The following is a 13,078-nucleotide window of genomic DNA, read 5'->3' as shown; positions in this document are numbered from 1 at the left end:
CCCCCCCCCCCCCCCCCCCCCCCCCCCCCCCCCCCCCCCCCGCTCCTACACCGGTCCTGGGCACGCCTTGGAAGCAGCCTCATATAACGCTTCAATCTTGCCCCTATCCCCATTCGGTCTTGCCGCTTCGCCCGCCAAGCGCGTACTGTTTTGCACCCATCCCTGAACCCACGGCGCGAACACCGCCAGAAGGACCTCGGCCGCGCGCGACAAGAAGGCGCAGACCATGAGCACCCCTTTGGACACCAATGCCCTCAAAGCCCGCCAACAAGCCGCCTGGGCCAGTGGCGACTACGCGGTAATCGGCACCACCCTGCAACTGGTAGGCGAACGCCTGGCCGAAGCCTGTGACCTGCGCTGGGACGAACAGGTGCTGGATGTAGCCGCCGGCAATGGCAACGCCACCCTGGCTGCTGCCCGGCGCGGCTGCCGCGTCACCTCCACGGACTATGTACCTGAATTGCTCAAGCGTGGTGAGGAGCGTGCCCGGGCCGAACACCTTAACGTGTTGTTCCAGGCCGCCGATGCTGAAGCGCTGCCGTTTGCCGATGGCACCTTCGATGCGGTGCTTTCCACCTTTGGCGTGATGTTCGCCCCCAACCAGCCACAGGCTGCGCGTGAACTGGCCCGGGTATGCCGGCCTGGTGGCCGCATTGGCCTGGCCAACTGGACCCCGCAAGGCTTTGTCGGGCAGATGTTCAAGACCCTCGGGCGGCACGTGCCGCCGCCAGCTGGCGCTTTGCCGCCATCGCGCTGGGGTGATGAGGAACAGCTGCGGGTGATGTTCGAGGGGGCGCTTGGTGAATTGCAGGTCAACCGCCAGCAGTTCAACTTCCGCTACCGCTCGGCGGCGCACTTCATCGATGTGTTTCGCAGCTGGTATGGGCCGGTGCACAAGGCATTTGCCTCGCTGGAGCCGGAGGCCGCCGGTGCACTTGAAAGGGACCTGACCCAGTTGCTGGATGAGAGCAACGTCGCAGGCCCGTCGTCGTTGGTGGTGCCGAGTGAGTACCTTGAGGTGGTGCTCATTCGGGCTTAGCAGGCGCCCCTTCGAAGGCCTCCGCCGGTGGTGGTGCTGCACGGACATTGAAGAGCTTGCAGACGAAGTACCAGGCGATGGCGACCGTGATGTTGTAGGGAAACAGCACGGCCCAGAACGGCAGCTGCCAGTTTTTCTTGCCCTGCATTTCACCGGGTTCGCCGGTACGCCACGGGGCGTAGTGGCGCCAGGCCTCTGCCGGGGTCAGGCAGATGGCGTGCAGTGGTTTGTGCCACCAGTTGGGTTCGCCGGGCGGTGGGAGCTTGTCCGAGCCGTGGTCCATGAAGTGGCGGAGGTACTCCCAGACTTCGGCGACGTGTCGGGTATCGGAATCGGTGGGTTCGTTGCTGTCGACCCATAGGCAGTCTTTTTGGTGGAGGGTGCCGTCCTCCCGGCGCGGGGCGAAGGCGAGGGCGTAGCTGGTGGTGAAGGATGAGCCAGTGAACTCTGTGCGTTTGAATACGCCGCCTCCAACGTTGTTCCAGTCGAAGACTATGAGGTTGTTTAATCGTTTGTAATAGATTTTTTTTGTTAGGCGGTTCAGGAGTATGTTTGAAAGGTTTTTTATGAAAAATATTCTATATGCTAAAAATGGCGTAAAAATGAACGGTGCTAAAATTAGCATGGCAACGAAGATTGAACCACCCTCTAGTGAGTAATCTACATTGCTGTCAGTGAGGTTGAAAACAGAGAATATGCATGTGGATATAATCATTGCGGTGTAGATTTTCCCCATGAATACCGAGTCTGAGACCCAAGGGTTTCGCAAGCATAAGATTGAATTTTGTGCTTGAACAAGTTGTCCAGAGATTTTTGGCTTGATCCCTGAGTTGTGCGATGGATTAAAAAGCCAAGCAGTAGCCATGAATTTAGCGCTCCAGATAAAGTGTGGTAGTAGAGGAGGTGTTATTATCTAGGCTTCTGTTTTTATCGTAATCAAGCGTGAGCGTCACAGCTCTGATTCCTCTCGCTTCAACCTTGTAATGAAGTACTAAACCAGCGGGTGTCATGTGGCAGTCGGGTGTTACAGGGAGGCGGATTATATTTTTGTCGAAGCTATGGCTGATAAAATCGCCTGACCATTCGCTTTGGCCTAGTGAAAAACCTGGTAATAGAAGGGTGAGCTCAACTGTTGAACCTTCATGAGTAACGTGTGTGTGGATAATTGTTGTCCAGTCAGGTGTCGACCACTCGTTTTGCAGGTTGAATCCTGTCGTGAGACCGGCTACACCGAGTTGCTCGGATTGCATCGTTGATATAATTCTTGGCGAGAAAAATTCCACCTGCCAAGCCTTGACTTCATCGTGGAGATGGCGAAATGGCGGTAGTTTTTTTTCAAAATCAAGCTTTATATTTTCTCGTACCTCGCCGTCATTTTTCCTCGTGCCGAAAATGCCTCTGCACGCCCATAGTTCTAGAGGGTTGTGAAGGCGGGAGTGTGCATTTGAGTGGAAATATAGTCCTATGCCAATCAACGCGGCTCCTACCAGTACAAGTCCCGCTGCTGTCCAGCCTGCAAAGGGAATAACAATCGTCGTGCCTGCGATGGCAAGGGCTCCTTCTAGAGTTAGAATAGAACCCAAACCCGTTAAAGCACCGCCAGTCGCTGTATATATCCCAGAGGTGGGATCGCCGTTCTGCAATTGGCGTATTGATTTAAATCCATCAGAGAAAAATCCTGCTGCTATCGCTGGGTAGGCTGAAACTCGCGCAAAGAGATTACTCGTTAAAAAGTTAATGATGCCATTGCCAAAAGCCATCCCCGGTGCTGTTGAACTCAACCTCAGCATCACGGCCTTCTGCGTTGCGCGGACGCTGACCAGCGTCGCCGATGTTGCGCCAATTACTCCAAGAATCGATGAAGCAAACCCCATCGTGTATTCCGGTGCATCACTCTGCTGCAGGCTGTTGTAAGCCGCCTTGAGCGAGATCACGTTGAACCACAGCATCCCAGCGTTCAAACCCCCGCCACCGCCCGTTGTCAGCAACCCGAGGAAGTTGGGTTTCACCCGCGCGGTGGTGGTCAGTTCAATCGATACCGTCCGGCTACCCGAGATGCGCAGTTCCTTCATCTCTTCAACCTGCGCCATGCCGCTCTTCAGGTACTTGTGTACCTCCTCGCTGAAGGGATTCTCCGCGATGGCCTGGCCGGTGATGCGGTAGCGCGCCGCCAGCAGCCCCAGGGCTTTCTCGGCATTACCCTCACGCGCCGCCAGCAACACTTGTTGACGCAGGCCATGACTGGCATCCCACCTCGTCTGCCCACGCAGGCGCTTGAGCACCACGGTGTTCACCGTCTGGGCGGTGAGATCGGTGATGCCGGCCATGGCGGGGAAGCGGCCGGCCAAGCCTTGGATCACGTTGTCGCTGGCGCCGAGCAGGCCGCCGATCGCATCGGCCTTGTCCTTGAACGGGTTGAACGGTGCCAGGGCGGTGTACAGCGGGCTGTCGTGTTGGTCCAGCCACTGTTCGAGGCGCTTGAACCGCTGGTCCTGTTCTTCGGTCCCGGGCGTGGGCTGGCCCATCGGCTGAATCAGCAGTGCCAGTGTAATTTCCAGCCCGCGGGCCGAAGCGATCTCGTCACGGTCGTAACAGGCCAGTGCAGCGGCCAGGCTGTAGGGGTTATCGACATGCTGGGGTTCGGCGGTTCCGAGCCAGGCGTCATGGTCGTTGCTGGCTTGCAGGGCCTGGTTGCGCAACGCGATGATCCGCCGTTCCAGTTCATCGCGTTCACTGTTGAAACGCTGGTACTTGGCGAGGTCCAGGCGCTGTGCCAGGCGCGCACCGTGGGGGGAGTAGTCTTCGTGGGTGAGGGCCTGGAAGCGTGACTCGGACGGCGACAGGGCGGGTCCGCGGCGCTCGATGCCAAGCCGGAATTCGGCCAGCTCCACGGCAGGCGCATCGGCCGGGTACAGGCTTTCCAGGGTCTTGTTCAGCAGCATGGCCACCAAGTTGCGGTGGTGGAAGTCGCGGCTTTGCACGCTCAGCTGCTCGGCGTCCAGCTTGAAGCACGCCGGCACGCGTTCCTGTTCAGGCGGTTGTGCGGGCTTCAGGTGTTCCAGCTGCTCGGCGGGTATCAGGTCGCGCAGTTGATGCTGGTAAGCCGACACCGTCAGGCTCAGGTCCAGGGCCATGCCCTCGGCGTCGGCGAGCGCCACCACGACCGGTACCTTCGGCTGGGTGTAGGGGTAGTGGCGGCTGACGGCGACGAGGTTGCCGATGGGCAAGGTTTCGTGGATCGGGTCGCTGCTCCAGGTCAGGGGCATGCGCCGGTCGGTGGGTTTGTAGTCTTCGACCCAGGTTTGCAGGGCACTGACCGGCAGCACATGGGGCTGGGTCGAGGGGGCCTGGTTGCCGGCGATCAGCTCGGCCATGTCGAGCTGGCGCATGTGCCGCTTGCGCAGGGCAGGCGAGCCGGTGATGCGGGCGGTCATGGCGTTGGTCCACAGGTGCGGGCTGTAGCCGATCCACACTTCACTGGCGGTATCGGGGCAGGTGTCGGCCCACACCCAGCCCATGGTGCCGCTGGACAGGTAACGGTCCCGCAGGTGGTAGTCCTCCAGCCCGCGGTAGAGCAGCTCTTTATAACGGCCTGCGCCGACGTATTCGTGAATGACCAGCCGTTCGCCCAGCGCGCCTTTCATGAACACATAGACATAGCCCAGGCGCAGCGCGCGCAGGGTGTAGGCGGAATGTTGCAGCGCCCCGAAGCGCTGTTCGAGGTTGAAACCTGAATCGGCATAGCGGCAGGCGGGCATGTCGCCGGTGCGCGGCACGATGGCGTAGCGCACCGGCAGGATGGGGATACGTGCGCTGCAGGCGGGGCCGGAAGTGGCGCTGCTGACGGAGGCATCTGTCATGGCCGCTTCCTTTTGACTGTACGTGCTGGTGCTTCCTCAAACGCTTCCGGGGGAGGTGGAGCTGCGCGGACATTGAAGAGCTTGCAGACGAAGTACCAGGCGATGGCGACGGTGAGGTTGTAGGGGAACAGCACAGCCCAGAACGGCAGTTGCCAGTTCTTCTTGCCCTGCATTTCACCGGGCTCGCCGGTGCGCCACGGGGCGTAGTGGCGCCAGGCTTCTGCCGGGGTCAGGCAGATGGCGTGCAGTGGTTTGTGCCACCAGTTGGGTTCGCCGGGCGGTGGGAGCTTGTCCGGGCCGTGGTCCATGAAGTGACGGAGGTATTCCCAGACTTCGGCGACGTGTCGGGTATCGGAATCGGTGGGTTCGTTGCTGTCGACCCAGAGGCAGTCTTTTTGGTGGAGGGTGCCGTCCTCGCGGCGCGGGGCGAAGGCGAGGGCGTAGCTGGTGCTGAAGGATGAGCCGCCGAATTCTCTGCGCTTGAATAAGCCGCCTCTGATGTTGTACCAGTCGAAGGTAAACACCTTTCCTATTCGTTTGTAATAGATTTTCTTGGTGGATCTGTTGAGGTAAATCTGAGAGAGGTTTTTTATCAAGAAGATTCGGTAGGCTAAGAATGGTGCGAAGATAAATGGCCCAAGGAGTTGTATTACAATAAATGCATACGCACCTTCTTGTTCGTAATTTATCGAGAGGCTCATGAGGCCAGGGTAGCATGCAAGCGCTATGATTAATACCGAGGCTGTATACATTTTTGCCATGAATACTGAATCGGAAACCCATGGGTTTCTCAATTGTGCTATTGAGTTGGTTAAGTTGGAGATCTGTCCGTGAATTTTAGGGGTTATACCAGTTTTTGTGTGTGGGCTGAATAGCCATACAGTGCCCATGGCGCTATCTCTCGATATGAAAGGTTGAGGTTGAATAGGCGTTTGGGGATAAACCTTGCTCGAGGTTGAAACCTGAATCGGCATAGCGGCAGGCGGGCATGTCGCCGGTGCGCGGTACGATGGCGTAGCGCACTGGCAAGATGGGGATGCGTGCGCTGCAGGCGGGGCCGGAAGTGGCGCTGCTGACGGAGGCATCTGTCATGGCCGCTTCCTTTTGACTGTACGTGCTGGTGCTTCCTCAAACGCTTCTGGGGGAGGTGGAGCTGCGCGGACATTGAAGAGCTTGCAGACGAAGTACCAGGCGATGGCGACGGTGAGGTTGTAGGGGAACAGCACGGCCCAGAACGGCAGCTGCCAGTTTTTCTTGCCCTGCATTTCACCGGGCTCGCCGGTGCGCCACGGGGCGTAGTGGCGCCAGGCTTCTGCCGGGGTCAGGCAGATGGCGTGCAGTGGTTTGTGCCACCAGTTGGGTTCGCCGGGCGGTGGGAGCTTGTCCGGGCCGTGATCCATGAAATGCCGGAGGTATTCCCAGACTTCGGCGACGTGTTTGACGCCGGGCTCGGTGGGTTCGTTGCTGTCGACCCAGAGGCAATCCTTTTGGTGAAGGCTGCCGTCTTCCCGGCGCGGGGCGAAGGCGAGGGCATAGCTGGTGGTGAAGGATGAGCCAGTGAACTCCCTGCGTTTGAAAACACCACCACCAACGTTATTCCAGTCAAATACAATAATTTTTTTGAAGCGTTTATAATAAATCTTTCTGGTTGAACGATTGAGAAAGATGTTTGATAGGCTTTTTATGAGTAATAATCTGTAGGCTAAAAATGGAGTAAAAATGAACGGCATTGAAATAAAAATACCGATAAAAATCGTGCCGCCGTCAAGGGAGTAGTCTATGTTGCTATCGGTGAGGTTGTAGCAAGAAAAGAAAAAAGTAAATAAAAAGGATGCAACATAGGTCTTCCCCATGAATACAGAGTCGGAAACCCAAGGGTTTCGCAGGCATAAGGTTGAGATATTCGCGTAAACAAGCTGCCCTAAGATTTTTGGCTTGTATGTTGATTTGTTCGATAAATTGAAAAGCCAGACAGTCGACATGGGGTTAACGCTCCACAAGAATTGTTGCAGTCGAAGGAGTGCCGTAATCCAGTTCTCTATTTTTGTAGTAATTAAGTGTCAGTGTTACTGATTTGATTCCCTTCGCTTCCGATTTGTAATGGAGCACTAATCCAGCTGATGTCATATAGCAGTCCGGTATTATGTGAGTGCGAGTTGCGTGTTTGTCGAAGCTATGGCTTTGAATAATTCCAGACCATTCACTTTGACCCAGCACAAAATCTGGTAAAAGGAGAGTAACCTCTACTGTTGAGTTTTCATCAGTAACGTGTGTGTGGATTAGTGTTATCGAGTCAGGCGTCGACCACTTATTGTGTATGTTATATCCTGTCGTGAGGTCACGTAGGCCGAGTTGCGTCGATTGTGTTGTCGATAAAACTCTTGGCGAGAAAAATTCAATCTGCCATGCCTGGACTTCTTCGTGGAGATGGCGAAAAGGTGGTAGTTTTTTTTCGAAATCAAGTTTTATATTCTCTCGAGCCTCACCGTCATTCTCCCTCGTGCCGAAAATGCTTCTCGACGCCCAAAGTTCAAGAGGACTGTGAAGGCGGGAATGTGCTTTTGAGTAGAAAAAAAGACCGCCTCCAATCAAAGCGGCGCCGGCTAATGCAAGCGCCGCTGCGACGCCGCCTGCTAAGAGAACAGAAATCGTAGTGCCTGCGATAGCGAGAGTGCCTTCTAGGATTAGAATAGAGCCCAGGGCCGTTAAAGCACCGCCTGTCGCTGTATATATCCCAGAGGTAAGATTGCCGTTCTGCCACTGGCGTGCTGCTTTAAGTCCATCAGCGGAAAATCCTGCGGCAATCGTTGGGTAGGCTGATATACGTGCAAAAAGATTACTCGTTAGAAAATTAATGAAACCGTTACCAAAGGCCATTCCAGGGAAAGTTGAGCTTAACCTCAGCATCACAGCTTTCTGCGTTGCGCGTACGCTGACCAGCGTCGCCGATGTTGCGCCAATTACTCCAAGAATCGATGAAGCAAACCCCATCGTGTATTCCGGTGCATCACTCTGCTGCAGGCTGTTGTAAGCCGCCTTGAGCGAGATCACGTTGAACCACAGCATCCCAGCGTTCAAACCCCCGCCACCGCCCGTTGTCAGCAACCCGAGGAAGTTGGGTTTCACCCGCGCGGTGGTGGTCAGTTCAATCGATACCGTCCGGCTACCCGAGATGCGCAGTTCCTTCATCTCTTCAACCTGCGCCATGCCGCTCTTCAGGTACTTGTGTACCTCCTCGCTGAAGGGATTCTCCGCGATGGCCTGACGGAGGCGTTGCTCATGCGAACTCCTTGCGCAAAGAACAGACTCTTCGAACTTCAGGCGTAAAGTGGCCTGTTCCAGTGCTGAAAAGACTGAAATATTGGTCGGTTGTAAATTGTTCAGTGTTGCTGAAATTTGGCTTTCGCTATGTGCTTCGCGCCGAAGCGTAAAGTTTACGTGTGTGCTGCGGGAGGTATGCGCTTGTCAGCTTTCGATTGAAAGACGATGCCTCGTTTTTAATGTTGGGGTCGAGGCAGAAAGTGTAAGATTTTATTTGAGTTATTTTGCGTGGTTGTGAATGTGAATTTAATCTGTTGAAAGTTGAATTTAACTTGTAGGAAATTTCTTTCTTGTTGATTTGTTTGTCTACATCAGTTTTTGCACTTGGCCATTACTACTTGACAAGTTCTGGGCGTGCCACCAGAGCGGCTGGCGTAGCGTATGCAGTTGTTCATGGATTTCTGTCGGGCAATGCTCAGGGTATTGCCCCAGGCCAGGCCGCCCTCGCCGGTGGTTGGGACGGCTTTGGCGAAGCAGTTGGAGCCCACCGCAGGCGTGGCGTAGCGGGTCTTGCTTGAGCAGCCCGCGGTGAGCGCCAGGCTTAGGGCGAGCAGGGTGGTCAGCGCCCAGGGGGTGTAAGGGCGGAGCGGTTTGCTGCTCACGTGTTGTCTCCTTCGTATCAGCAACGCTGTCTCGTGCAGGCGCGAGTTCATTCGCGAACACCGGCGTAGCCGGTGCCATGCACCGTGGTGCGCCCTTCGCGGGTAAACCCGCTCCCACAAGGAATGGCGACGGCTTTCGAGCCTAATGCCTTGCAGGATATTTCATTCCAGCGAAACGGTGAACTATCGTGCCGTCAAGGGGCTCCTTTGCTAGGCGCACCCTGCGCTCGCCTGATGGCACAAGCCCATCAGCCTCGGGTCACTGAATGAAAAGGAGGCAACGTGACCGCATTAGACCAAACCCTCTACCGCCGCACGCCCAGCCCGCTGCACGCACTATTGCTGGCCGGCGGTGTGCCGTTGTTCCTCGGCGCCTTGTTGAGCGATATCGCCTACTACAACAGCTACCAGATCCAGTGGAGCAACTTCGCTGCCTGGTTGATCGCCGGAGGACTGGTGTTCTGCGGGCTGGCGCTGTTGTTCGCGCTGGCCAACCTGCTCCGCGCCGAGCGCAAGGGTGGGCGGCCGACGCTGTACTTCTTGCTGCTTCTGGTGACCTGGGTGCTTGGGCTGATCAATGCCTTCGAACACGCCAAGGATGCCTGGGCAGTGATGCCGTCGGGGCTGGTGCTGTCGGTGATCGTGACCGTGCTCGCGGTAGCCGCTGCCTGGACCGGCTTGAGCAACCTGCGTGCGGGAGGTGCGGCATGAAGCCTTTGCATGCATTGAGCCTGTTGAGCATGGCGCTGTTGCTGAGTGCCTGTGGGGGGGATGGCGAGCCAACCCAGGCCCACGGGCCGGACCCGAAATTGCCCGAGCCGCAGCGTGGCCTGCTACCAAGCATGAAGATTGCCCAGCCAGTTGCCTGGGGTGAGCACAAACCGACGGTGCCTGAGGGCTTCAGTGTCACGGCGATCGCCACCGACCTGAAGATTCCGCGGCAGAGCCTGGTGCTGCCCAACGGCGATATCCTGGTGGCCGAGGGCAGGGGTGGCAGTGCGGCAAAGCTCAAGCCCAAAGATGTGATCGCCAGCCAGATCAAGGCCAAGGGCAACACCCAGGTCAAGGGCGGCAACCGCCTGACCTTGCTGCGCGACGCTGACGGCGATGGTACTTACGAGGTGCAGACCGTGTTCGCGGAAAACCTCAACGCGCCCTACGGCCTGGCCTTTGCCAACGGCAAGCTGTATGTGGCCAACCAGGATGCGTTGGTGCGCTTTGACTATAAAGAAGGCCAGACCCAGGCCGACGGCCCGCCAACCAAGGTCACCGACCTGCCGGCGGAGATCAACCACCACTGGACCAAGGCGCTGACGGTTAGCGATGACGGCCGCTATCTGTATGTGGGCATCGGATCGAACAGCAACATCACCGAGCGCGGGCTGGAAGTGGAGATCGACCGGGCCATGGTCTGGCAGGTGGATGCCGAAACCGGCGCGCACCGGCCTTATGCCACTGGTCTGCGCAACCCGACGGCACTGACCATCCAGCCGCAGACCGGGCAGCTGTGGACAGTGGTCAACGAGCGCGACGAACTGGGGCCTGACCTGGTGCCGGACTACCTCACTTCTGTACGTGAAGGTGGGTTCTATGGCTGGCCGTATAGCTACTGGGGGCAGAACGTGGATGAGCGGGTGCGGCCGCAGAACCCGGACAAGGTAGCGGCGGCGATCAAGCCGGACTACAGCCTGGGCTCGCATGTGGCGGCATTGGGCGTCGACTTCTCGCTCCCGGCCATGGGCGAGCGTTTCGCCGACGGTGTTTTCGTGGGTGAGCACGGCAGCTGGAACCGACCCAACCCGGTGGGCTACAAGGTGATCTTTGTGCCGTTCAGCAATGGCAAACCGGCTGGGGAACCGATCGATTTTGCCACGGGCTTTCGTGGTGAGGATGGCAAGACCCGCGGGCGGCCGGTGGGGGTGACGGTGGACCCGCGCGGGGCGCTGATCATTGCCGATGATTTGGCCAATACGGTTTGGCGGGTGACGCGTAGCCGTTGAACGCCGTGGCAGCAGACGTAGTGTGCTGCCTAGGCTGGCGATGAGGCCCGCGTAGGCAGCGCAAGATCTAGCTTTGATCAGAAACGGTAATTGAAGCTGGCCTCCAGCGTGCGCGGTGCCCCTGGGGTAACCAGGTCCACCGAACCGTGCGCCGAGGCATAGTAGTCACGGTCGAACACGTTCTTCAGGCGCAGCGCGGCGTCCCACTGCGGCACGCTGTATAGCAGCGCGGCGTCGAAGGTGGTGTAGCCGGGCATTACCACCACGTTGTCGAGTGCGGTGTAGCGCTCGTCGACGTAGTTGGCACCCGCGGCAACGCGCCATTGTGGGGTCAGGGTACGCACAAGCCAGACGTTGGCGCTGTTGCGCGGCGTCAGGGTGGGGGTCTGGCCTTCGTTATCCACACCGTTGGTTTTGCTGTTGGACTTGGTGATTTCGGCGTCCAGATAGGCATAGCCTGCATAAATCTGCCACTTGTCCGAGAGCTGCCCGCTGACGGTGGCCTCGAAGCCATCGGTACGCTGCTCGCCCGCCAGCACGGTCAGGTTCGGGTTGGCCGGGTCGGCGGTCTTCATGTTGGTGCGTTCAAGGCGGAACACTGCAGCGGTCAGCGACAGGCGGCTGTCGAGCAGGTCCCACTTGGCGCCGATTTCGTAGTTGGTGGTTTCTTCCGGTTCCAGGTGCTGGTTGGTCGGGCTGACTGCGAACACTTCACCCGAAGGCTGGTAGCTGCGGCTGACCGACACGTAGTAGGACTGGATTGCATCGGGTTGATAGACCAGGCCGGCACGTGGGCTCCAGGTCTTGTCAGTGCGGTCGAGGTCGACGTTCTGCACACGGTCGTCGTCGTACTCTTGGCCAAAGATGTCGTAACGCACACCCACCAGCGCCTTCCAGTGTTCGTTCAGCTCGATCATGTCCTGCAGGTACAGGCCGGTGGTCTGCTGGAAGTTGGTGCCCTTGGACGACAGGCTGGCGGCATGCTCCGGTACCGGCACCAGGGCGTCGCGGTACACCGGCACCTGGGCCACGTTGTTCTGGCTGAATACGCGCTGGTACTTGTCCTGGAAGCCTACCTCCACGCCATACAACAGGTTGTGCTGCATGCCGGCCAGTTGCGCCTGTTGCTTGAGTTCGGTCTGGTTGAATACACCGTATTCGTCGCGGGCGACGTTGCCGCGGTTGAGCTTGACCAGCAGTTCGCCATTGGGCGCGGTGACGAAACGCGTCGGGCTGCTGTCGGCCAGGGTGTTGTTGCGGTCCAGGTCGTAGCGGTAGTAACGGCTGGTGTTGGTCAGGGTGAAGTTGTCGTTGATGCGGTAGTCCAGGCTGGCGGTCAGCGAGAATACCTCGCTGCGGGCGTAGTCCTGGTCGGCGTCACCCGAACCAAAACGCTTGTCGCGGTCCACGTCCACCGGGCGGTTGCCCAGTGCCGGGATGCCGAAGTCGATCAGGCGTTTATCGTACAGGTAGGTGGCGCCCAGATTCAGTTCCAGGTCGTCGGACAGGCGGAAGTAGGCCGACGGCGCAATGGCCTTGCGGTCGATGTAGCCATCGTCGCGGAAGGTGTCGCTGTCTTCGAAGGCCCCGGTCACGCGGTACGCCTGGTTGCCTTGCGGGTCGGCCCAACCGCTGTCGAACTGGGTGCGGCGCTTGCCTTCGCTGTCAAAGCTCATGCCGACCTCGCGCTTGGGCGTGAAGCTTGGTTTCTTGCTGATGCTGTTGATCAGCCCGCCCGAAGAGCCACGGCCATACAACACGGCTGCCGGGCCTTTGATTACCTCGACCCGCTCAACGTTGGACAGGTCGCGGAAGTACAGGGCGTCGTCACGCACACCATCAATGTACATGTCGCCAATGGCGCTGAAGCCGCGGATGGTCACCTGGTCGCGCTGGCCGTCGCCGTTGGACAGGCCGATGCCGGGCACATTCTTCAGCACGTCTTCCATCGACTGCGCGCCTTGGTCCTTGATCACGCTTTCAGGGACGACGTTGACGGTTTGCGGGATGTCGCGCAGCGGCGCGTCGATCTTCATGGCACTGCGGCTTTCACTGGCCTTGTAGCTTTGCTGCTCGTAGGCACTGGTGACGGCGGTGGCGGGTAGGGCGAGGGAGCCTTGCGCCTGGGTTTGAACGGCAGCGTGAACAGCAGGCACAACCAGCAGGCCCAGCATGGAAATGGATGCTGGGGCAACAGACCTTTTTGCCATTACAGGTGACTCTTTGTTGTTTTTGAAGGTCACGAATAGTAACGAT

The 13,078-nt window shown here is 58.1% G+C and carries 10 protein-coding genes and 1 pseudogene; 3 read left to right on the top strand and 8 right to left on the bottom strand.

Annotated features, from left to right (window positions below; translation table 11 throughout):
• Positions 1 to 226: 226 nt before the first annotated feature.
• Positions 227 to 1,039, top strand: coding sequence for a class I SAM-dependent methyltransferase (locus IAE39_RS17675; RefSeq protein ID WP_201204881.1), 813 nt, complete (start codon positions 227 to 229; stop codon positions 1,037 to 1,039).
• Here the strand turns inward: IAE39_RS17675 and IAE39_RS17670 are convergent.
• The 7 genes and pseudogenes from IAE39_RS17670 to IAE39_RS17640 form a co-directional block, all read right to left on the bottom strand.
• Entirely contained in the window at positions 1,026 to 1,904 is an 879-nt protein-coding gene (locus tag IAE39_RS17670) for a DUF6708 domain-containing protein (RefSeq protein WP_201204879.1), read from the bottom strand. The genes IAE39_RS17675 and IAE39_RS17670 overlap by 14 nt on opposite strands.
• A 4-nt stretch (positions 1,905 to 1,908) precedes the next feature.
• Positions 1,909 to 4,899: a T6SS effector BTH_I2691 family protein gene (locus IAE39_RS17665; RefSeq protein ID WP_201204877.1), complete on the bottom strand. Its 2,991-nt coding sequence runs from the start codon at positions 4,897 to 4,899 to the stop codon at positions 1,909 to 1,911.
• Positions 4,896 to 5,789: a DUF6708 domain-containing protein gene (locus tag IAE39_RS17660; RefSeq protein WP_201204875.1), complete on the bottom strand. Its 894-nt coding sequence runs from the start codon at positions 5,787 to 5,789 to the stop codon at positions 4,896 to 4,898. Before IAE39_RS17660 ends, IAE39_RS17665 begins: the two co-directional genes overlap by 4 nt.
• A gap of 7 nt (positions 5,790 to 5,796) precedes the next feature.
• A pseudogene (locus IAE39_RS17655) lies at positions 5,797 to 5,991 on the bottom strand (hypothetical protein); the annotation flags it as partial.
• A complete protein-coding gene (locus IAE39_RS17650) occupies positions 5,988 to 6,881 on the bottom strand; it encodes a DUF6708 domain-containing protein (protein ID WP_201204871.1) in 894 nt (297 codons plus the stop codon). The gene IAE39_RS17650 and the pseudogene IAE39_RS17655, both read right to left, overlap by 4 nt.
• Positions 6,882 to 6,885: 4 nt before the next feature.
• On the bottom strand, positions 6,886 to 8,106 hold the full coding sequence (locus IAE39_RS17645; protein ID WP_236548668.1) for a hypothetical protein: 1,221 nt from the start codon (positions 8,104 to 8,106) through the stop codon (positions 6,886 to 6,888).
• Positions 8,107 to 8,531: 425 nt separating this feature from the next.
• Positions 8,532 to 8,822 carry a hypothetical protein gene (locus IAE39_RS17640; protein ID WP_201204869.1) on the bottom strand — a complete coding sequence of 97 codons (291 nt, stop codon included), beginning with the start codon at positions 8,820 to 8,822 and terminating at the stop codon, positions 8,532 to 8,534.
• 282 nt (positions 8,823 to 9,104) lie between these two features.
• Here IAE39_RS17640 and IAE39_RS17635 point away from each other — a divergent pair, with 282 nt between their 5' ends.
• On the top strand, positions 9,105 to 9,533 hold the full coding sequence (locus tag IAE39_RS17635) for a DUF2231 domain-containing protein (RefSeq protein ID WP_201204867.1): 429 nt from the start codon (positions 9,105 to 9,107) through the stop codon (positions 9,531 to 9,533).
• Complete coding sequence (locus tag IAE39_RS17630; RefSeq protein WP_201204865.1) at positions 9,530 to 10,822, top strand: PQQ-dependent sugar dehydrogenase; 1,293 nt, start codon at positions 9,530 to 9,532, stop codon at positions 10,820 to 10,822. The genes IAE39_RS17635 and IAE39_RS17630 overlap by 4 nt, the downstream gene beginning before the upstream one ends.
• A gap of 77 nt (positions 10,823 to 10,899) precedes the next feature.
• On the opposite strand, the gene IAE39_RS17625 is transcribed toward IAE39_RS17630, so the two are convergent.
• Complete coding sequence (locus tag IAE39_RS17625; protein WP_201204863.1) at positions 10,900 to 13,032, bottom strand: TonB-dependent receptor; 2,133 nt, start codon at positions 13,030 to 13,032, stop codon at positions 10,900 to 10,902.
• Between the last annotated feature and the right edge of the window lie 46 nt (positions 13,033 to 13,078).

The sequence above is a fragment of the Pseudomonas sp. S37 genome, from assembly GCF_016658545.1.
Lineage (GTDB): Bacteria > Pseudomonadota > Gammaproteobacteria > Pseudomonadales > Pseudomonadaceae > Aquipseudomonas.
Note: the sequence above shows the minus strand (reverse complement) of the source record. Positions and strands in the feature narration are given on the sequence as shown.

Coding starts and splice junctions, on each gene's coding strand:
- IAE39_RS17675 (WP_201204881.1), top strand. CDS start 227: ATGAGCACCCCTTTGGACACCAATGCCCTCAAAGCCCGCCAACAAGCC.
- IAE39_RS17625 (WP_201204863.1), bottom strand. CDS start 13,032: ATGGCAAAAAGGTCTGTTGCCCCAGCATCCATTTCCATGCTGGGCCTG.
- IAE39_RS17660 (WP_201204875.1), bottom strand. CDS start 5,789: ATGGGCACTGTATGGCTATTCAGCCCACACACAAAAACTGGTATAACC.
- IAE39_RS17645 (WP_236548668.1), bottom strand. CDS start 8,106: ATGGCGCAGGTTGAAGAGATGAAGGAACTGCGCATCTCGGGTAGCCGG.
- IAE39_RS17670 (WP_201204879.1), bottom strand. CDS start 1,904: ATGGCTACTGCTTGGCTTTTTAATCCATCGCACAACTCAGGGATCAAG.
- IAE39_RS17630 (WP_201204865.1), top strand. CDS start 9,530: ATGAAGCCTTTGCATGCATTGAGCCTGTTGAGCATGGCGCTGTTGCTG.
- IAE39_RS17665 (WP_201204877.1), bottom strand. CDS start 4,899: ATGACAGATGCCTCCGTCAGCAGCGCCACTTCCGGCCCCGCCTGCAGC.
- IAE39_RS17650 (WP_201204871.1), bottom strand. CDS start 6,881: ATGTCGACTGTCTGGCTTTTCAATTTATCGAACAAATCAACATACAAG.